This is a genomic window from Deinococcus marmoris DSM 12784 (genome assembly GCF_000701405.1).
Taxonomy (GTDB): Bacteria; Deinococcota; Deinococci; order Deinococcales; family Deinococcaceae; genus Deinococcus; species Deinococcus marmoris.
The window spans coordinates 1-18,585 of the sequence record NZ_JNIV01000090.1; the positions used below are offsets into that span (position 1 = coordinate 1).

Below are 18,585 nucleotides of genomic sequence, written 5' to 3' on the forward strand. Positions count from 1 at the left end.
GCGTGCTGTTTGTGCGGGCAGGTCAACTTCTGGAAGACCTGCGCAAAGCGCAGGCCATCCACCGACTCGAACAGCGTCTGCGGTGGTACGCCAAGCCCAAATTGCTGGTCATCGACGAGTTCGGGGTCTGGCCGTATGACCGCCTGGCGGCGAACGCGCTGTTTGGATTGATCGCCGCTCGGTACGAGCGGGGCAGCGTGATCCTGACCTCAAATAAAGGGTTTACCGACTGGGGCGACGTACTGGGTGACGCGGTGGTGGCCAGCGCCATTCTGGATCGACTGCTGCACCACAGCCATGTCTTGAACATCAAGGGCGAGTCATACCGCCTGCGTGAGAAGCGGAAATCGGGCCTGTTTCCCAGCTCGCTGATCGGGATGAGCGAGACCAATCAGGAGGTGAAACGCCGTTGAACGGACGTGAGGTGGTCAAATCCAAGTCGCCGAAACTGGTCAGTTTTAGGGTGCCATTGACAGTGGAAGCCAGCCGCTTGGAAAGCGGCCTAGCCATGATGAAATTGGGGATCATGAGTCTCTGGAGTGCGGCAAAACTGACGGAACTGGTCAAACGTCGGGATGACGAGGTGACCCAGGCCAGCGTGTTCTTTGGCGAAGACGAGCTGCTCTGTCTTCACCAGGTGTTGCCGAGATGCGAGGGCAACATGCGGATCGGCGAGGCGCTGGGGTTGCACCGGAGTGATCTGGACCTAACCCGGGGTGACGAACACCTGACCGTGCTGGGCAAGGGCGGGCGCAGGCGGACGGTGCTGCTGGACGATCCGGCCCTGGTGGCGCGGCTGCGGCGTTACCTGAAGACGCTGGCCTTCACGCATGGACCGCTGTTCCAGGCCACCAAGAATGGGCGGGGCGGCCCACTACGCTACCAGAGTGTGCAGGCCCGCTGGCAGGGGTACGCGGCTCAGGCGGAAGTCCGCTGCACCTTGCATCAGCTCCGGCACAGCCACGCGACGGAACTGGTGAACGGCGGCGTGAGTCTGGCCACCATCCGCAAACGGCTGGGCCACCAGCACATCCAGACGACCCTGCGTTACGCAGAAATCAGCGATGGGGCCGCAGACCAGGAACTGCGGCAGTGGCGGCGGCAGCGCCACTGAAACACGGGTGACCTTCACAGACGGCGGCGCGGCCACAGCGCTCTTCCCAGCAGCAACAGCCCGATCAACATGAACGGCACGGCCAGCCAGCCGGTCAACAGGCTCAGCACCCCGCCCAGACTGCCCACCACCAGACCCGTCACCAACAGGGTGTTGGAGACGCAGCACACCGCAGCGGCCAGCACCGCCGCGCTTCCCAGCAGTACCGTCTTTCGTTCAGCCCTGACCGGGCGATTCGGGGCTGCGGACAGGTGGAATGGCTCTCGTGGCTCCGGCATTCAGATTCCTTCCTCGGCGTGGACGCCCAAGGCGCTCGACAATCCCTCGGCGAGGGTGGGGTGAATATGCAGCATGTCCCGCAAGTCGGTGTACTTCGCCGCCAGGTGCATCGCCGTGATCAGCTCATGGATGATCTCCGCCCCCTCGGCCAGCAGCACCGCCGCGCCCAGCAAGCGGTCCGTGTCCGCATCCGCCACGATCTTGATGAACCCGGCGGTCTCCCCCATGGCCCGCGCCCTGGCGATCTTGTGCCCGTCGTAGCGCCCCACCTTGACCCGGTAACCGAGTCGCCGGGCCTCGCCTTCGGTGAGGCCCACCCGTCCGAGTTGCGGATCACTGAACACGGCGTAGGGCACCACCCGGTCACGGATGGACAGCCCCGCGTTTTTCGTGACGTTCTCGTACACCACCCGCGCGTCGTCCCGCGCCGTGTGGGTGAACATCGGGCCACCCCGCACGTCGCCCAGCGCCCAGATTCCCGCCACGTTCGTTTCCAGGCGGTCATTGACCGGGATGAAACCCTGATCATCCACGTTGATGCCCGCCGCCGTGAGGTTCAGCGCGTCCGTATTCGGCCGCCGGCCCCCTGCGATCAACAGATGTGAACCTTCCAGAACGCGCTCCGCACCGCCTACCCGGACCGTCAGTCGAAGCTGACCTGCCACGTCTGTGATAGCCGTCGCGGTGGCTCCCGTCAGGATGGTGATGCCTTCCTGCGTGAGCGCGTGTTCCAGGGCGCGCGCGATGTCCTCGTCCTCGTCGCTCAGAAGATGCGGGCCGCGCTGCACGAGGGTCACCTCCGATCCGAAGCGGCGGTACATCTGCGCGTACTCCACGCCGATATAGCCCCCGCCCACGACCAGGAGGTGACCAGGCAGTTCCGTCAACTGCAAGGCGCTGGTGGAATCGAGAAAGGGCACGTCCTCCAATCCGGCGATGCCTGGCATCGCCGGACGGGTCCCGGTGTTGATGAAGACTTGCGGTGCTTCGATACTTTCCCCATTCACGTCCAGGGCGTGCGGTCCGGTGAAGCGGGCCTCCCCCCGGATCAGGGTGACGTTCGAGTTCCTGTCTACGTTGGCTTCCGCGCCCTGCCGCACACTGGTGACCAGATCGTCCTTGCGCCGCATCACCTCGGGCAGACTCACCCGGACGGGTCCGGCATGAATTCCCCACTGGGCGGCTTCCCGCGCCAGGTGGGCCACGCGGGCACTGGCGATCAGGGTCTTGGTGGGAATGCACCCCCGGTTAAGGCAGGTGCCGCCTAGTTGGTCCCGCTCGATCAGCGCGACGGAGCGTCCCTTGAAGCCCAGCTTGAGCGCCAGTGGCAGACCAGCCATCCCCCCGCCGATCACCACGGCGTCGTAGCGCGTCATGCCTGCTCCTGGCGGCCCAGACCCCGCAGGACAGTCACGACATTGCCCAGGCAGCAACCGCCCTGCGGATTGTTGACCTCACACCCGCAGCGTCCGGCTTGGACATGGGCGCGGACCGACGCTTCCAGGGCCTGACCCGTACCTGAGGCCGCTGCCGCGCTGAGGTCAGCTCGCGTGTGTCCGAAGCAAGAGCAGACCGGAACCCCAGGAGCCTGATCCTTCTGGAAGACCGGAACCTTGAGGTCTCCCGTGCGGTAGGTCTGGGCAGCGTTGAAGTACACCACGTCGCAGGTGGGGTCCGGGCAGAACCGGAAGGCGTCTTCCGGCGTCAGTCGGACCAGGGCGGGCGGGGACAGGAGGGCCTTGAGGGTAATCAGTGGCACCGCTTTTCCACGGGTGCCACTGACCGGGCAGGACGTCACGTTCTGCCCGTGGGTGTCGGAGGCGCAGCAGTTGGGGTCCATGCCCAAAGCTAGAGTCTCCCCTCAGGGGGAGAGTCAAGGGGCTGGTGAATTCAGGTACACGCAGCCTGCCGTATTACACTCGGGGTCAGGGTGCGTCTGGGCATACGCCAGCCGCCCGGCGAGTTCGGCTTCCAACGCCTGGAGCTGGGTCAGGTGCTGGCGCACGGTCTGGAGATGCGCTCGCAGTTCTTCCTGGACCTCCGCACACGGCTTGTGGCCCTCCGCCCGCAGGCGGAGGATGCCGGCGATCTCGCTGAGGGTAAATCCAACGTGCTGTGCAGACCGGATGAACTGCACGCGCGCCACACTCTCGGCGGTGTATGTCCGGTAGCCGCTCTCTTTGCGGCGGTGCTCAAGGAGGCCGAGATCCGTCCAGTAGCGCAGGGCCTTGACCCCTTCACCGGTTTCGGCGGCCAGGTGTCCGATGGAAAGCGGCGCGGGATGAGGAATCATGTCCCGAGTGTCGCAATTTCGTGGGCAGGGCATCGTGGGATGGATCTCTCAGCACAGGCCCGATCCGATCCTCGGCTCATCGGACAATGACCCTGAGACAGGCGGGGACTGGCCATGCGTGCTATCCCGGGGGACGGCACGACGGCACGGAGGTATGGACGAGGCAGACCGAGACTGGCGTCCGGAGCCAGCGTGGGCCAAGTGCCTGTACTGGAGTTGGGATGGTGACTGGCGCTAAGCGGCAACTCTGGCCGTGCCAATTGCCATGACAGGTCACGCTCTCCCCCAGCAGGCTGGGTGATGCACGTAAGTCTCTCATGATTGCTTTTGCTCTAAATACCGACAGGCTGCTGTTTCGTTCTGACCGCGCTGGGAGGGCGTTTGCGTTTCCCCCCTCCCAGCCTCCCCCACAAGGGGGGAGGAGCAAAAAACACTGTGTTTATCGGCCTCGTTTCGTTTATGAGAGAGATACGTGCATCACTCAGCCCCCAGCAGGACATCTGGTTAAGACCCCGCCCCTTCATACCGCGCAAGTCCCTGGTGCCATACCAGCAGGCCCACACCGAAGACCACCAGCCCCACGGGTAAGGTCAACCACCCAAACAGCACGTATTCCGCCCGCAGGATGCCCGCCAACTGCTCCTCGACGGCCATTGGGCTGGTCGCCAGCGGTGCGGCTGATTTAGGCGCACCGGCCACGCATCGCTACGCCTTTGATCAGACGCCTGAGGCTTTCGAGTTCGCTGATCACGAGAAGAAGCCCAGCATAAAGGTGATGATCGACGTGAGCTGATTCCTGTTGTGGTGAAGGGAGGCAGGGCCGTTCAGAATGGTCCCGCTTCCCTTCAGCGTTTCTTGAAACAACGCCGCCGCGTAGCGCAGTAGACACACGTGGCGGGCCGTCCGTCACAGCATGGACCCCATTCAAGGAGGAGCCCATGCCCAACAGACCCACGTCCGAAGATTTTAAGAACGCTGAAACTCTGCCCTACCCGGCCAAGCAGTCCGAGATGGGTATTCAGCCGCAGACCGATCTAAAAGAGTACAAGGCCGCCGATAAACTGAAAGGCAAGATCGCCGTGATCACTGGCGCAGATTCCGGCATTGGCCGTGCGGTGGCGCTGGCCTTCGCCCTGGAGGGCGCTCAAGTTGCCATCCTGTACAACGAGAACGACGGCGACGCTCAGAAGACCAAAGAGATGGTAGAGGAGCGCGGCGGCGAATGTCTGGTCATCAAGGCCGACGTGCGCCAGAAAGCCGCCTGCATGGACGCCGTGAAGCAGACCGTGGACAGATACGGCGGCCTGAACGTGCTGGTTAACAACGCCGCGTTCCAGGCGACGCAGGACAGCATTCTGGACATCAGCGAGGAACAACTGCGGCGCACGCTGGAGACCAACCTTTTCGGCTACGTGTTCATGATCCAGGCGGCGCTGCCCCACCTGAAGGAAGGCGACGCCATCGTCAACACAGGCTCCATCGTAGGCGAGACTGGCAATCCCATGCTGGTGGACTACACCGCCTCCAAGGGCGGTATCCACGCACTCACCAAGTCGCTGGCGCTGCAATTTGGCAAGCTGGGCAACGGCGTGCGCGTCAATGCCGTGCTGCCCGGCCCGGTCTGGACGCCCAACATTCCCGGCACCATGCCGCTCGACGAGGTGCAGAAGTTCGGCCACGAGGTGGCGCTAGGCCGCCCCGGACAGCCCGAGGAACTGGCCCCGGCCTACGTGTACCTGGCTTGCCAGGATAGCTCCTTTACCACCGGCTCGCTGCTGCATGTGACCGGCGGCAAACTCTCCTCGTGAGGCCGCGTCCATGAGCAAGGGTTTCCTCGACATCATCAAGGAGGAGCTGGGCGACGGAAATTACAACGGCGACGAATTTGGCGGCGCGGGCGGCAGCAGCGGCGCGGGCATGCCCACCGGTACGCCCAGCAACTTCATGTTCGCCACCGGCATCGAGTGTTCCTACCCCACCATCGAGCATGGCAAGGTGCGGCGCGACGAGCTGGAAGAGTGCCACCACTACGAGCGCTGGGAGGAGGACCTGCATCTGGTCAAGGATCTGGGCCTCAAGTACCTGCGGTACGGTCTCCCCTATTACCGCGTTCACCAGGCACCGGGCAAGTACGACTGGGAATTTTCCGATGGGGTGATGGCTGAGATGAAACGGCTGGAGATCACGCCGATCCTCGACCTGATGCATTTCGGGGTGCCGGACTGGCTGGGCAATTTCCAGAACCCGGAGTTGCCCGTCCACTTTGCCGAGTACGCCGAGGCGGTGGCACGGCGCTACCCCTGGGTGCGGCACTACACGCCCGTCAATGAGATCTACGTCACGGCCAAGGCCAGCGCGCAGGATGGGCTGTGGAACGAGCAGCTCAAGTCCGAACGTGGCTTCGTGACCGCCCTCAAGCATGGGGTGGCCGCCAACATTCTGGCCTGCCAGTCGATCGCCCGCGTGCACTCCAACGCCATCATTGTGCTGGCCGAAAGCGCCGAGTACATGCACGACGCCAGCCCGAGGCCCCGCCGCGAGATCTCGATGCAAAATCGGCTGCGGTTTCTCTCGCTGGACCTGAACTACGCGGTGACGCCCGACGCGGATATCCTGCTGTACCTGATGGACAACGGCCTGTCCCGCGAGGAGTACGACTGGTTCATGGCCGGAGAGCCGCCGGGCCACCAGATCATGGGCAGCGACTACTACGGTCACAACGAGAAGATCATCAAGCCCGACGGCAGCACCATGATCGCCGAGGACGTCTTCGGCTGGTACCAGATCGTCAAAGGCTACTACCAGCGCTACAAGAAGCCGGTGTTCCACAGTGAAACCAACGTCGCTGACCTCGAGCAGGCGCCGATCTGGTTGTGGAAACAGTGGCTGAACGTCCTGCGCATGCGCCAGGAGGGGACGCCAGTTGTGGGCTTTACCTGGTACAGCCTGACTGACCAGATCGACTGGGACATCGAGCTTGCTGAGAAGAAAGGGACCGTCAACACCAACGGCCTGTATACCCTGGACCGCAAGCCCAACCCGGTGGCTCACGCCTACCGCGAATTGCTGGAAAACTATGGGCAGATCACGGTCTCGCCGCACAGCGAACTGTTCGAGATCACGGATCAGGCCGCCCGGCTGAAGATTGAAGTGTAGCTCAACTGACCTCCTGCCTTGCTTTTCTCGCAAGCAGCACCGGGAATATTTCGAGGTCTTCCTCGATCTGCTGCTCAATGGTTCTGACAGGTCTCTGCCGCAACGGGCGGCTGTCAAATCCCCCTCAGTGCTGAGCCGCTTCCTCAATCATGCCACCTGGAGTACCCGTCAGCTCTGCCGGGCGATGCGTCGACACGCTCTCCACACATTGCAGGATCGGTGGCGATAGCGACCCCACCGGCGCCACAGGCTGGAACTCCTGGTCGACCTCACAAGTTTGGAAATGACTGGCAAGTTCGCTGAACTTGCTGCCTGGGCTCACACCTTCAACAGCGTCCACGGTGTCCACTTGGTGGTGGTGGAGGGCACCAAATTCCGGGGGCGAGGAGCGCAGTGATTCAGGGAACATCGGCGGCGAAGTCGACGCATCGCATCATGTTCCCCAATCGCCTTGGGACGGTGTTGCCCCCGGAATTTGGTGCCCTCAGCATGCTGGGGTAGCGACAAGATCGATACTGGTGGCGAAGTCAGAATTATCCCACTAGCGCGGCAAATCTAGAGATACGCGTCGTTTCCCTCGGTCTCCCTGTCAACCAGGCCACCAGGCGTTCCACATTGATCGCTGTCGCGAGACAGCCCGCTTGAAGTTGAGTCTTCCGCTCACCACGGTACCGTGCCTGACGGAGGCCATAGGCCCTGACCCCTTGCGAAATCGTCCCCTCAATCCCAGCACGGCAGCGATAGCGCGTCAGCCACGGTTGGCCGTGTTGGGTAGCGCGCTGTGCATTTCTGGCCTCAAATAACTCCTGAGGCATCAGAGTCAGCTCGCGGGCGTGACCGCTGACGTTCCGGGTGCAGCGCTGGCGTACGGGGCAGTGCAAGCAATCTCGGCGCGCGAAGCGCACCGAGATCACGGTTCGTTTCGGACGTTCCCTGACCAGCCATTTACGTGAGACATGACCTTGTGGACAGGTCACTGCCCTGGCTTCCCAGTCGATTTGAAAAGCCTGGAGAGAGAAGGCATCTGGTTCTCGACTCTGCCAGTGCGCATCAGCCCGGATCGGCCCAACCACCTCAATCCCCTCAGGATTTGCACCGTTCACCAGCGACGCTGTGCTGACGTAGGCTGAATCGACGAAATGTTCGGCTGGCGTGACCTGTTTTCGACTCAACGCGGTGTGGACGGGTGTCATCGCGTCAATGTCCGCCTGAAATGCGGGGACCGTGTGGACATGGGTGATCAGGTGCGGCAAGTCGTCGTCGCACGCCTCCGTGAGATGCACCTTATAGCCGTACCACCGTCGATTCTTTTTCTGCGCGAACCGCGCCTCTGGGTCATACGGGGAGTTGAAGCGCTCACTGTGCGGCCCCAACTCTTCAGGATCTCGCAGCCGGACACCGTCCGGCTGGCGCGCAAAGTGATGGTGCCACGCCGCATGCAAAAGGTGAATGGCAGGGAGGGACCGGAGCTGAACGAGGTCTTCGTCCTGTTCCAAGGCGTCGAGCAGACGAAAGCCATCCTGACCCAGTTGCTGAAGATAGACCGTCCGGTTCGCCTTGCTTTTGGGTAAGCGAAACTCTTCCATGCGCCGCCCATACCGTTCAAACCACGCCTCGGGTACCCAGGGCTTCAGCCAGAAGGGATCGACCGTCGCCAGCGTGTTAAGGGCAGCCCGGAAGGTCTCGGCGAGATGTTCGTGACGCGTCAGTACACGGACGCTGGTCAGAACATGGGTGGAGTCCGTGCGTTGTTTTCCACGCGACTTCAGCAGGCCGCTCTCCCGAAACCGGGAGAGCATCTGATCCAGCAACAACAGTTCCGCATTGCCATTCACCAGACGGGTTCGGAACTCACTCAGCACCGTATGGTCAAAGCCGGAATCATCCAGTTCCAGACTCAGGGCGTATTTCCAGTCCAACCTGCCCCGAACGGCGTCCGCAGCACTCCGGTCGCTGAGTTGTTCCAGAAATTGATAGACGGTGATCAGTGCCAATCGCCACGGAGACCAGGCGGGCTGGCCGTGGCGCGGAAACAGGGCCGCGAAGTCCTCATCCTGGTACAGCGCGCCGAACTCGTCGCGGAGTCGCATGATCGTGTTGCCTTTTGGGAATGAGGCACGCGCGACCCGGGCAGTTTCTTCGGGGACGTCACCCCACGGCTGAGGATGCAGGCTCATGGCCCAGTGTGCGCTTTCTTTGCTGCATCCAGCCATAGCTCGAATTTTGCCGTGCCAGTTGGACAATTCTGACTTCGCCACCAGTATCAAGATCCAGAACTTTTACACCGCTAAGCGAAATCTGCCCTCCAGTACGTCAGGTATTCCCTGTGTGCAACGCCCCTGAAGGGCAATCCTCAACTGCTTTCTAATTCATCGCGCACACTCACAGCAGCAGTCCGCCCACCAGAGCAGAAAGTGCCACGACCAGCCACGGCGGCAACTTCGCGTATTCCAGCAAGGCGAACGCGCCCAGAACCAGCGCGAAATCAAGCGGTGTCGCCACGGCGACGGTAAACACTGGCGTGTACAGCGCCGCCAGCAGGATGCCGACCACACCCGCATTCACGCCGCGCAGGGCCGACTGCACGGCAGGCCGGGCACGCAGGGCGTTCCAGAACGGCAGGGCACCCGCCACCAGCAGAAACGACGGCAGGAAGATCGCCACCAGGGCCACGGCTGCCGCGACGAGGCGGTCCAACCCCACCTGGCTGACCGCACCCAGATAGGCGCTGAAGGCAAAGAGTGGGCCGGGCACCGCTTGCGTGGCACCGTACCCGGCGAGGAAGGCGTCGCGGGTGACCCAGCCGGGCGGAACCACTTCCGCTTCAAGGAGTGGCAGCACGACATGTCCGCCCCCAAAGACCAGTGAACCCGCGCGATAGAAACTATCGAAGAGACTGAGCGCCGGCCCACCCACGGTCTCCCGCAGCAGTGGCAAACCCACCAGCAACAAGCCGAACAGCCCCAGGAAGACCCCACCGAGGCGGCGGGACAGGGCGAGCGGCAGTTCTGCGCCTGCGACAGGCCCCGCACCGGGCAGGAAGCGCCAGCCGATCAGCCCCGCTGCCAGAATGACCAGGACCTGAATGAAGGCGGTGGGCAGCAGCAAAACGGTGATGGCGGCACCCAGGGCCAGCGCGGCACGCGCGCGGTCTGGTGTCAGGGTCTTCGCCATGCCCAGCACGGCCTGCGCGACCACCGCAACGGCCACGATCTTCAGGCCCTGGAGCCAGCCCGCGTTGCCGAGGTCACCCACGGCGGTCACACCCAGGGCAAACACCACCAGGACGAGGGCGCTGGGCAGGGTGAAGCCCAGCCAGGCGGCCAGCGCGCCCCATAGCCCTGCCCGGCTGATCCCGAGGGCCATCCCCACCTGACTGCTGGCGGGTCCAGGCAGGAACTGACACAGGGCGACCAGATCGGCGTAATCGTGTTCATCAAGCCAGCGGCGGCGGTGAACAAATTCCTCGCGGAAGTACCCCAGATGCGCGACTGGACCGCCAAAACTGGTCAGGCCCAGGCGGGTGAAAATCAGCAGAACCTCCAGGAAGTGCGGGCGGGGAGGCTGCGGTTGAGCGGTGCCAGGTTCAAGCGGGGGGTGGGGGGAGTCCGTCACGTGTGCTCCTCAGGAGCGCCCAGAGGGCGGGAAGGGTCTTGCTCAAGCGCTTCGCGGGTCAAACGATTTGATGTCGAGCTTCTCGGAGCGAGTCCCGGCACTGCGTGGTGAGCATGTCATTCTTGTGGACTTTTGATGAAAAGGCGGGGTTTTGACTTCGCCACCAGTGTCGAGATTCAAGAATTTTAAACCGCTAAAGAAAAAAGCACGCGCCAGCACGGCATTCCCAGCTTCTCGCCACTATGGCCCCAGCTCCAGCCGCTTGACCGCCTGCTGATAGGCGTTGTCCACTGCTTCCAGCGACAGATGCTAATAGACCTCCAAACTCTTCTTGCTGGCATGACCACTGAGAAGCTGAATTTGCGCGTCCGACAGCTTTTCCCCTGTCAGGAAGGTCAGCATCTGATGGCGGAACAGATGGGGATGCACTGCGTCACCCAGACCTGCTTTCACCCGGTAGCCCTGAACGATCTGCTGGACGCGCCGAACGGTATACGGGCCGCACCGCTGGGTCTCGAACAGATAACGATTCTTCGGATGGGCCGACAGATGGGCGCGCAACACCAGTGCGAACGCCTGCGGAAACAGCAAGTAACGATCCTTGCTGCCCTTGCCCTGGTCAATAAAAATCTTGCAGGCCGAGAGATTCACGTCGCTGACCTTGATGTTGACGAGTTCCCCGACGCGAACGGCAGTGAACAGCAGCAGCTTGAGCATGATCTCGTGCTGAACATCGCCGCCACCCCGGACCGCTTTGAAAAAGCGGTTCAGCTCCTCACCTGTCAGGAGCTGTGGCAACCGATGCTCGCGTTTCGGCTTCTCCAGCTTGAGTTTCCGACGCGCCTGCTGGCAGACATAGGCGAACTCGTCGTAACTCAGCCGTTCCTTGCGGGCGAGGCGGACGAGCTGGGCCACGACTTCGGATTTCGCCTTGTGGTCTGACATGCTGCAATGTAGGGGGTTTGGGGGCGGATTGTTGGCTCAGCAACCCGCTTTTGAGGCAAAACATTTCGTGTTGTGTTCTGGCCAAGACGCCGCTTGGCTTCGTCGGCGTTGGTATCCCCGTACTTCTTCTTCCAGGTGTAGTACGACGCGGGGCTGCACCCGAAGTCGCGGCACAGGTCTTCAATAGGCTTTTCGCCCTTTTTACCTTCCTGGAGAAGCTTGATGATCTGGTCTTCGGTGAACTGACGGGTTTTCATACGGTGGCCTCGCTTTCCAGCCTAAGGCTGGGGGCGAGCCTGCGTCTCTACTTCATACCGTCCAGTTCTCGGGGAGCAGACCAGTGCTTCAAGCCCCCGGAATTTGGTGGCCTCCATCGAGCCGGCGCAGCCGCCGCTTGAGGACGTTCGAGGCTGACCGATCCGTCCACCAGATCACCGAATGTCATTCGTCCCGTCCGGTGGGGAGGCCGTCCCCTGGCCAGCGCCAGTTCTTCACGTCCGGTAAGTCGTCTCCGGTCTCCTGCACGTACGTGCGGTGTTCATCGAGCTTGGCCAGCAGCTGCCGCCTCACGCCCGCGCCCACGTCCCTCAGCCGGGGCACGCGGGCGATCACGTCGAGGGCCAGGTGAAAGCGGTCGAGCTCATTGAGCACCGTCATGTCGAAGGGCGTGGTGGTGGTGCCCTCCTCCTTGAAGCCGCGCACGTGCAGGTGGGGGTGGCCCGCCCGGCGGTAGGTCAGGCGGTGGATCAGCCAGGGATAGCCGTGGTACGCGAAGATGATCGGTGCGCCAGTGGTGAAGATCTGATCGAAGACCGCGTCCGGCAGGCCGTGGGGGTGCTCGGCCTGCGGCTGGAGGGTCATCAGGTCCACCACGTTCACCACCCGGATCAACAGGTCGGGGAAGAAGCCGCGCAGCAGGCTCACCGCCGCCAGGGTCTCCAGCGTCGGCACGTCGCCTGCGCAGGCCATCACCACGTCGGGCTCGGCCCCCCCGTCGCTGCTGGCCCAGGCCCAGACCCCCAGTCCGGCCGCGCAGTGCGCCGCGGCCTCCTCCATGCCCAGCCACTGCGGCGCAGGCTGCTTGCCGGCCACGATCACGTTCACGTACTGGCGGCTGCGCAGGCAGTGATCCGTGACCGACAGCAGCGTGTTGGCGTCGGGCGGCAGGTACACGCGCACCACGTCGGCCGTCTTGTTCATCATCAGGTCGATGAAACCGGGATCCTGGTGTGAGAAGCCGTTGTGATCCTGACGCCAGACGTGCGAGGTGAGCAGGATGTTCAGCGAGGCCACCGGACGCCGCCAAGGGATGTCCCGGCTGGTGTCCAGCCACTTGGCGTGCTGCCCCACCATGGAGTCCACGACATGGATAAACGCCTCGTAGCACGAGAACAGGCCGTGTCGGCCGCTTAGGGTGTAGCCCTCCAGCCAGCCCTCGCACAGGTGCTCGCTCAGCACCTCCATCACTCGGCCGTCCGGCGAGAGGTGCTCGTCGGTGGGCAAAGTGGGCTCCAACCAGGTCTTGCCACTGGCCGCGTACACGCCGTCCAGGCGGTTGGACGCGGTCTCGTCGGGGCCGAACAGCCGGAAGGTGGTCATGTTCTGCCCGATCACGTCACGCAGGAAGCTGCCCAACACCCGCGTGGCCTCGCCGTCCACCGCGCCAGGCTCCGGCACGGCCACGCCGTACTCGCGGAAGTCGGGCAGGGCGAGTTCACGCCGCAGCAGGCCACCGTTCGCCACCGGGTTCATGCCCATGCGCCGCTCGCCGGTCGGGGCCAGCGCCGCCAGTTCCGGACGCAGCACGCCGGCCTCGTCAAAGAGTTCTTCAGGGCGGTAGCTGAGCAGCCATTCCTGCAACTGGCGAAGGTGTTCCGGGTGGTCACTCAGACCGGCGAGCGGCACCTGATGGGCGCGCCAGGTGCCTTCCACCGGTTTGCCATCCACCACCTTCGGGCCGGTCCAGCCCTTGGGACTGCGCAGCACGATCATCGGCCAGGCGGGGCGCTCCTGTACGCCTTCCACCCGTGCCCGGCGCTGAATGGCCGCGATGTCGGCGTACACCTGTTCCAGCGTGTGGGCCATCTGCTGGTGCATCAGGGCCGGATCATCGCCCTCCACGTAGTACGGCGTGTGGCCGTAGCCGCGCAGCAGGGCGTCCAACTCCTCGTGACCCAGGCGGGCCAGCACAGTCGGACTGGCAATCTTGTAGCCGTTCAGGTGCAGGATCGGCAGCACCGCGCCGTCCGTGCGGGCGTTCAGGAACTTGTTGCCGTGCCAGCTGGCCGCCAGTGGTCCGGTCTCGGCCTCGCCGTCGCCGATCACGCAGGCCACCAGCAGTTCCGGGTGGTCAAAGGCGGCGCCGTAGGCGTGGGCCAGGCTGTAGCCCAGCTCGCCGCCCTCGTGGATGGACCCCGGCGTTTGGGGCGCGGCGTGGCTGGGGATGCCGCCGGGGAACGAGAACTGTTTGAACAGGCGGCGCAGGCCGTCCTGTCCAATCCCGATGTCCGGATACAGCTCACTGTAGCTGCACTCCAGGTAGGTGTTCGCCACCAGGCCTGGTCCGCCGTGGCCGGGGCCAGCCACGTACAGCACGCTGAGGTCATGCTCGCGGATCAACCGGTTGAGGTGCACGTAGATGAAGTTCAGGCCCGGCGTGGTGCCCCAGTGGCCCAGCAGCCGGGGCTTGACGTGCGCCAGGGTCAGCGGCTCCCGGAGCAGCGGGTTGGCCAGCAGGTAGATCTGCCCCACCGACAGGTAGTTGGCCGCCCGCCAGTAGGCGTGGGTGAGGCGCAGCTCTTCGGCCGACAGGGGAATGGTCTCGGGGCGTGCAGTCATGGCGAACCTCCTGGGAACGTTGATCCGGTCATCCCGTGGGCGCCGGAAGACGTGGGGCGGGCGCTGCGGCATGGGTGAAGCGCACCCGGTTGAGCAGCAGGGCATTGACGGTCACGATGATGGTCGAGGCGCTCATCAGCAGGGCGGCCCACTCCGGGCGCAACAGGATGCCGTAGGCCGGGTACAGCACCCCCGCCGCGAAGGGAATCGCCAGGACGTTGTAGGCAGCGGCCCAGAAGAGGTTCTGCTTGATCTTGCTGCGCACCTGCCGGGCCAGGTGGATGCTGCCCGCGACATCGGCCGGGTTGCTCCGCACCAGGATCACATCGGCCGTTTCCACCGCCACGTCGGTGCCCGCGCCGATGGCGATGCCCACGTCGGCCTGGGCCAGGGCCGGTGCGTCGTTCACGCCGTCGCCGACCATCGCCACGGTGCGGCCCTCGGCCTGCAACTGCTTGATCTTCTCCGCCTTGTCCCCGGCAGCACATCGGCGATCACCGTGTCCAGGCCCAGCTCGCGGGCCACGGCCTCGGCCGTCCTGGCATTGTCACCGGTCAGCATCACGGTCTGCACGCCCGCCGCGTGCAGGGACAGTACCGCCTGCCGCGCCGACTCGCGCACCGTATCGGCCACCGCGATCACGCCCAGCGCCCGGCCATCCGCCGCCGCGTACATGGCGGTCTTGCCGTTGGCCGCAAGCCGCTCGGCGCTGGCGGGCAGGTCGCCCACGTCTATGCCCTGGCGCTTCATCAGCTTGAGATTGCCCAGCAGCACCCGCCGTCCCTTCACCGTGGCAGTCACGCCATACCCGGGGACTGAATCGAACGCCTCGGGAGGCTGCACGCCCTGGCCCCGCTGCTTTGCCCCGGCGACGATGGCCTGCGCCAGCGGGTGCTGCGAGGGCTGATCGGCCCCGGCCGCGAGCTGCAGGAGGTCGGCTTCGTCGATCCCAGGGGCCGGCACCAGATCCGTCAGGGCAGGTTTGCCTTCGGTCAGTGTGCCGGTCTTGTCGAACACGACGGTGTCCACGCCGGCCGTGGCCTCCAGCGCCGTGGCGTTCTTGAACAGCACGCCCTCCCGCGCGCCCTTGCCCACGCCCACCGTGATGGCCGTCGGGGTGGCCAGCGCCAGGGCGTCCGGGCAGGCGATCACAATGGCGGAGACCGCTGCCGTCAGGGCGAACACCACACTCTGGCCCAGCAGCATCCAGACCAGAAAGGCGGTCAATCCCGAACCCAGCGCCACGAACACCAGGTATTTGCCGGCGGTGTCGGCCAGACGCTGCGCGGGAGCCTTGCTGGCTTGCGCGTTCTGCACCAGCTGCACGATGCGCGACAGGGCAGTGTCGCGGCCGACCGCCGTGGCCCGGAAGGTGAAGGCCCCGGTCTGGTTGACGGTGCCGCCCGTGACCCGGTCCCCCTTATTTTTCGATACCGGAATCGGTTCCCCGGTGATCATGCTCTCGTCCACGAAGGAGCTGCCGGCGACCACCTCGCCGTCCACCGGTACCCGGTCGCCGGGCCGCACTGCGAGCACGTCCGTGACCACGACCTGATCGAGCGGCACTTCCGATTCCTGCCCGGCCCGCCCGGTGGCGAAGCGGGAGCGCATCTCCAGCCAGTGCCCCAGCAGCGAGAGGCTGGTCAGCATGGCCGCCGCCTCGAAGAAGACGTCGCTGCCGGGCAGGAAGAAGGTGGCGTACACCGAGAACAGCCAGGAGACCAGGATGCCGGTGGCGATCAACGTCATCATGTTCGCCTCGCCCTGACGCAGTGCCCGCCAGGCCGCCGAAATAAAGATCCAGCCGCCCCACCACACCACCGGGGTCGCCAGCAGCAGCCCGAACCACGCCATCGACAGCCCAAAGGACGGCGTGGCCGTAAAGCCGAAGGTGGCCCCGATGGGCGAGTACAGCACCACCGGCACGGTCAGGATCACGCTGACCACGAAGCGCCGCAACATGTCGCCAACCATCGCCGCGCCGTGGCCCGTGTGTTCGTCCTCGCCCATGTCTGCGTGCGTGTCGTGAGTCCCGGCTGCCACTGTGGCGGGGTCGTGTCCGGCGTGATCTGCTGGCCCCACCGTTGGATGACCAGGCTGAGCGGTAGAGGGCGCGCAGTCCTGACAGACGCAGTCGTACCCGGCCGCGTGAAGCCGTCGGCGCAGTTCAGTCTCCGAGACCTGGGCCGGGGCATAGCCGAGATGGGCCACCGCCCGCGTGCGGTCGATGTGCACGCTCTGCACCCCTGCAATCTTCGCAAGATGTCGTTCCAGATCCGCGAACTCCGAGCCGTCGTGGCAGTTGCGGAACGCGACCTCCAGGATCCGGGAACCCTGCGCTTCGTGATCGTGGTGTTGGGTCATTCTCGCCATCCTTTGCAGACAAAAACCGCCTGCCGTTCCACTACCGTAGTCGCTGATCGTTCAGGGCGTGTAAGCCAGGGGAACGTGAACGGTGGGGCTGGGCATCGGCGGAGCCTGGAGCGTGCGGCTGTGGTTGGGCTTCGCGCCGGTTGTCGGGCGTGGCGGGCGGGGTGGGGTCAATTCAGCCACTAGGCTGCTCAGGGAAGGTGATACCAGCGTGGACGCGGGTGCACTCTCCGTCTTACCGCGTTGAGGGTCAGGTGCAGAACAACGACAATCAGTGAGGGTATGCCTCCAGGGCTGCTGTGGGTCCTGGGGACATGCTGTGTACCCCTCTGGATCGCCGCTTTGCAATGATGGGAACGCCTGACCAAGAACGCGAACTGCCCGACTGCCAGCAGAGTGAGAGCCGGACAGCACCAGTCCAGTGTCCGATTCATCTCAGCCCAGAGTTGCCAGATCGCCCAGTAGACGCAACATCAGCACCGGTATAGATGTGTCCGCTGCGGGGGCGCAGGACACCCAGAAGGCGCTTTCGTCGTCAGTCCTCCTGAGAAGACTGCTCAGCCTCCACCTCTCGTTCACTCTCAAGCCCGATAGGATTGGTGTGCGTGACGGGGTCGGCGATGGTAATCAGGATGGCGCTGTCCTCTAGCGCCATCACCTCATGCGGAACACGGGCGGGCAGAGTGACCAGTTCATGCGGGCTGAGGTCACACCGTTCGCCCTTGGAAGTGAAGGCGACGCGGCCATCAAGCACGAGAACGCTGATCGGGCCAGGGGCCGTGTGGTTCGGCAGACCTGTTCCCGCTTTCAGGGCCACCAGCAGGAGCGTGAAGCTCGAGTCACGGACCAGCGTGAGTGAATCGCGTCCATATTTGGCAAGAGGCGCGTCATCGCGCAGGCGGGCGAGTTGACCCTTCAGGTCATACCGGTTGAGGGCGATGTGTTGTGGTCGATCCGGGCGTCCTTCAGACATAATGGCCCCCCTGGCTCCGCCGTACCTCAGTGGGTCGCGGTTTCACTCTGGCCGGACCCTATCACCCCTGCCAGAGCCAGCAAGAATGCTCGGACTCGCTGCGCTCGGCAAAGTTCTGATCGTCAGGGGAGGAAATCAGCGTGTGCCCATTTTTGCAGGATGAAATGACTGGTCGTGAGCGCCGACGCCAGAGACGTGGACCTGAACCAGTACCTCCCCGCTGCTGAACTGACGCGCAGTGTTGCGATGACGGCATTTATGCGTCCCAGAAGGCATCCCGTAGAAATCAGCGTTCTTGGGTTGCGTATCTCTATTGCAGAATGTAGAGCAATGGCGAGAGGTTTATGCAATCCGGTCCGTCCACGACGTAAATGACGAAATGCGTGTCAGACAGCAAAACCTAACCTTTCATCCGAGTTGGATAAAAATCGGCCCTTCGCCAGGCTAAGCCCTGCAGGGTAGGTAAATCAGCGGCCACGCCCCCCGCCAGGATCAAGCCACTGATCAGGGTGCCGATGGTGAGCGGCAATTTGAAGAAGCGGCTGTTAATGAAAGACAGCGCTGCCAGCAACATCACGAAGATTCCGAAGATCTCGCTGGAGGACATAGGACCAAGTATGCCGCCCATATTGGGGCGACCTGAGACTAGTGGGTCACTTGGCGTGAATGTTCGGTTTCGGATCCCTGAATGATGAGAGTGTTGGAATGCATCCTGGACGGGTTCCCTCCAGATAGTCCCCACCCTGGGAAACCGCCCTTATAGGGCAAGTGACCCACTAGTGGGTCACTTGCTACAACAGTACGGTTTCATCGAACCACCTGATGCGTGCAGGCACCAGACCCTCCGAGCCGATGCTGTCTGGCGCGAGCCCGCTGTCGGCGGGCTCGCCGTTTACCACCCCAGACGAAGGGGGTCGGCGCTCGATTCCACCCCGTCGCGGTCGCTTCGAGCCACTCGATGATTTGCGCCGCGCTGGATGGATGGTGCCCGCTCAGCGCCCG

18 protein-coding genes are annotated in these 18,585 nt (G+C 63.9%); 5 read left to right on the forward strand and 13 right to left on the reverse strand.

Annotation, left to right across the window (positions count from 1 at the left end; all coding sequences use genetic code 11):
- A partial coding sequence (locus tag Q319_RS0117815; protein WP_034415680.1) for an ATP-binding protein occupies positions 1-413 on the forward strand: 413 nt, incomplete at its 5' end.
- Between the two features lie 113 nt (positions 414-526).
- The gene (locus Q319_RS27345; protein ID WP_245619342.1) at positions 527-1,114 is read left to right on the forward strand and encodes a tyrosine-type recombinase/integrase; all 588 of its coding nucleotides are present in this window, start codon (positions 527-529) and stop codon (positions 1,112-1,114) included.
- Between the two features lie 14 nt (positions 1,115-1,128).
- Here Q319_RS27345 and Q319_RS27350 read toward each other — a convergent pair whose 3' ends face one another.
- From Q319_RS27350 to Q319_RS0117840, 4 genes are read right to left on the reverse strand one after another with little or no spacing between them, the layout of a single operon-like run.
- The gene (locus Q319_RS27350; RefSeq protein WP_156039435.1) at positions 1,129-1,392 is read right to left on the reverse strand and encodes a hypothetical protein; all 264 of its coding nucleotides are present in this window, start codon (positions 1,390-1,392) and stop codon (positions 1,129-1,131) included.
- A complete protein-coding gene (gene lpdA, locus Q319_RS0117830; protein WP_029483812.1) occupies positions 1,393-2,769 on the reverse strand; it encodes a dihydrolipoyl dehydrogenase in 1,377 nt (458 codons plus the stop codon). It abuts the gene before it with no gap.
- On the reverse strand, positions 2,766-3,233 hold the full coding sequence (locus Q319_RS0117835) for a putative iron-sulfur cluster-binding metallochaperone (protein WP_029483813.1): 468 nt from the start codon (positions 3,231-3,233) through the stop codon (positions 2,766-2,768). Before Q319_RS0117835 ends, lpdA begins: the two co-directional genes overlap by 4 nt.
- Before the next feature lie 33 nt (positions 3,234-3,266).
- Positions 3,267-3,686, reverse strand: a complete 420-nt coding sequence (locus Q319_RS0117840) for a MerR family DNA-binding protein (RefSeq protein ID WP_029483814.1) — start codon at positions 3,684-3,686, stop codon at positions 3,267-3,269.
- A 625-nt stretch (positions 3,687-4,311) separates the two neighbouring features.
- Here Q319_RS0117840 and Q319_RS27355 point away from each other — a divergent pair.
- From Q319_RS27355 to Q319_RS0117860, 3 genes are all read left to right on the forward strand, one after another.
- Positions 4,312-4,479 (forward strand): hypothetical protein, encoded by a 168-nt coding sequence (locus Q319_RS27355; RefSeq protein WP_211252386.1) that lies wholly within the window; start codon positions 4,312-4,314, stop codon positions 4,477-4,479.
- A gap of 145 nt (positions 4,480-4,624) precedes the next feature.
- Complete coding sequence (locus tag Q319_RS0117855) at positions 4,625-5,494, forward strand: SDR family oxidoreductase (protein WP_029483815.1); 870 nt, start codon at positions 4,625-4,627, stop codon at positions 5,492-5,494.
- 10 nt (positions 5,495-5,504) lie between these two features.
- Positions 5,505-6,842, forward strand: a complete 1,338-nt coding sequence (locus Q319_RS0117860; protein WP_029483816.1) for a family 1 glycosylhydrolase — start codon at positions 5,505-5,507, stop codon at positions 6,840-6,842.
- 533 nt (positions 6,843-7,375) lie between these two features.
- On the opposite strand, the gene Q319_RS0117870 is transcribed toward Q319_RS0117860, so the two are convergent.
- The 9 genes from Q319_RS0117870 to Q319_RS0117905 all read right to left on the reverse strand — a co-directional run bounded on the left by Q319_RS0117870 (position 7,376) and on the right by Q319_RS0117905 (position 18,190).
- On the reverse strand, positions 7,376-9,019 hold the full coding sequence (locus Q319_RS0117870) for an IS1182 family transposase (RefSeq protein ID WP_029483817.1): 1,644 nt from the start codon (positions 9,017-9,019) through the stop codon (positions 7,376-7,378).
- Positions 9,020-9,224: 205 nt separating this feature from the next.
- On the reverse strand, positions 9,225-10,457 hold the full coding sequence (gene chrA / locus Q319_RS0117875; protein ID WP_081846140.1) for a chromate efflux transporter: 1,233 nt from the start codon (positions 10,455-10,457) through the stop codon (positions 9,225-9,227).
- 309 nt (positions 10,458-10,766) lie between these two features.
- Positions 10,767-11,402: a tyrosine-type recombinase/integrase gene (locus Q319_RS24760; protein ID WP_034415688.1), complete on the reverse strand. Its 636-nt coding sequence runs from the start codon at positions 11,400-11,402 to the stop codon at positions 10,767-10,769.
- Entirely contained in the window at positions 11,333-11,659 is a 327-nt protein-coding gene (locus tag Q319_RS26430; protein WP_081846141.1) for a transposase, read from the reverse strand. The genes Q319_RS24760 and Q319_RS26430 overlap by 70 nt, the downstream gene beginning before the upstream one ends.
- Positions 11,660-11,843: 184 nt before the next feature.
- Complete coding sequence (locus Q319_RS0117890) at positions 11,844-14,240, reverse strand: phosphoketolase family protein (RefSeq protein ID WP_029483820.1); 2,397 nt, start codon at positions 14,238-14,240, stop codon at positions 11,844-11,846.
- 28 nt (positions 14,241-14,268) lie between these two features.
- Complete coding sequence (locus Q319_RS28760) at positions 14,269-14,670, reverse strand: HAD-IC family P-type ATPase (RefSeq protein ID WP_281173849.1); 402 nt, start codon at positions 14,668-14,670, stop codon at positions 14,269-14,271.
- Entirely contained in the window at positions 14,646-16,604 is a 1,959-nt protein-coding gene (locus Q319_RS28765) for a heavy metal translocating P-type ATPase (RefSeq protein ID WP_281173848.1), read from the reverse strand. Before Q319_RS28765 ends, Q319_RS28760 begins: the two co-directional genes overlap by 25 nt.
- Positions 16,605-17,145: 541 nt before the next feature.
- Complete coding sequence (locus Q319_RS25745) at positions 17,146-17,583, reverse strand: cupin domain-containing protein (RefSeq protein WP_051655525.1); 438 nt, start codon at positions 17,581-17,583, stop codon at positions 17,146-17,148.
- A gap of 400 nt (positions 17,584-17,983) precedes the next feature.
- A complete protein-coding gene (locus Q319_RS0117905; RefSeq protein WP_029483822.1) occupies positions 17,984-18,190 on the reverse strand; it encodes a hypothetical protein in 207 nt (68 codons plus the stop codon).
- Between the last annotated feature and the right edge of the window lie 395 nt (positions 18,191-18,585).

Coding starts and splice junctions, on each gene's coding strand:
- Q319_RS27345 (WP_245619342.1), top strand. CDS start 527: ATGAGTCTCTGGAGTGCGGCAAAACTGACGGAACTGGTCAAACGTCGG.
- Q319_RS27350 (WP_156039435.1), bottom strand. CDS start 1,392: ATGCCGGAGCCACGAGAGCCATTCCACCTGTCCGCAGCCCCGAATCGC.
- lpdA (WP_029483812.1), bottom strand. CDS start 2,769: ATGACGCGCTACGACGCCGTGGTGATCGGCGGGGGGATGGCTGGTCTG.
- Q319_RS0117835 (WP_029483813.1), bottom strand. CDS start 3,233: ATGGACCCCAACTGCTGCGCCTCCGACACCCACGGGCAGAACGTGACG.
- Q319_RS0117840 (WP_029483814.1), bottom strand. CDS start 3,686: ATGATTCCTCATCCCGCGCCGCTTTCCATCGGACACCTGGCCGCCGAA.
- Q319_RS27355 (WP_211252386.1), top strand. CDS start 4,312: ATGCCCGCCAACTGCTCCTCGACGGCCATTGGGCTGGTCGCCAGCGGT.
- Q319_RS0117855 (WP_029483815.1), top strand. CDS start 4,625: ATGCCCAACAGACCCACGTCCGAAGATTTTAAGAACGCTGAAACTCTG.
- Q319_RS0117860 (WP_029483816.1), top strand. CDS start 5,505: ATGAGCAAGGGTTTCCTCGACATCATCAAGGAGGAGCTGGGCGACGGA.
- Q319_RS0117870 (WP_029483817.1), bottom strand. CDS start 9,019: ATGAGCCTGCATCCTCAGCCGTGGGGTGACGTCCCCGAAGAAACTGCC.
- Q319_RS24760 (WP_034415688.1), bottom strand. CDS start 11,402: ATGTCAGACCACAAGGCGAAATCCGAAGTCGTGGCCCAGCTCGTCCGC.
- Q319_RS26430 (WP_081846141.1), bottom strand. CDS start 11,659: ATGAAAACCCGTCAGTTCACCGAAGACCAGATCATCAAGCTTCTCCAG.
- Q319_RS0117890 (WP_029483820.1), bottom strand. CDS start 14,240: ATGACTGCACGCCCCGAGACCATTCCCCTGTCGGCCGAAGAGCTGCGC.
- Q319_RS28765 (WP_281173848.1), bottom strand. CDS start 16,604: ATGACCCAACACCACGATCACGAAGCGCAGGGTTCCCGGATCCTGGAG.
- Q319_RS25745 (WP_051655525.1), bottom strand. CDS start 17,583: ATGTCTGAAGGACGCCCGGATCGACCACAACACATCGCCCTCAACCGG.
- Q319_RS0117905 (WP_029483822.1), bottom strand. CDS start 18,190: ATGTCCTCCAGCGAGATCTTCGGAATCTTCGTGATGTTGCTGGCAGCG.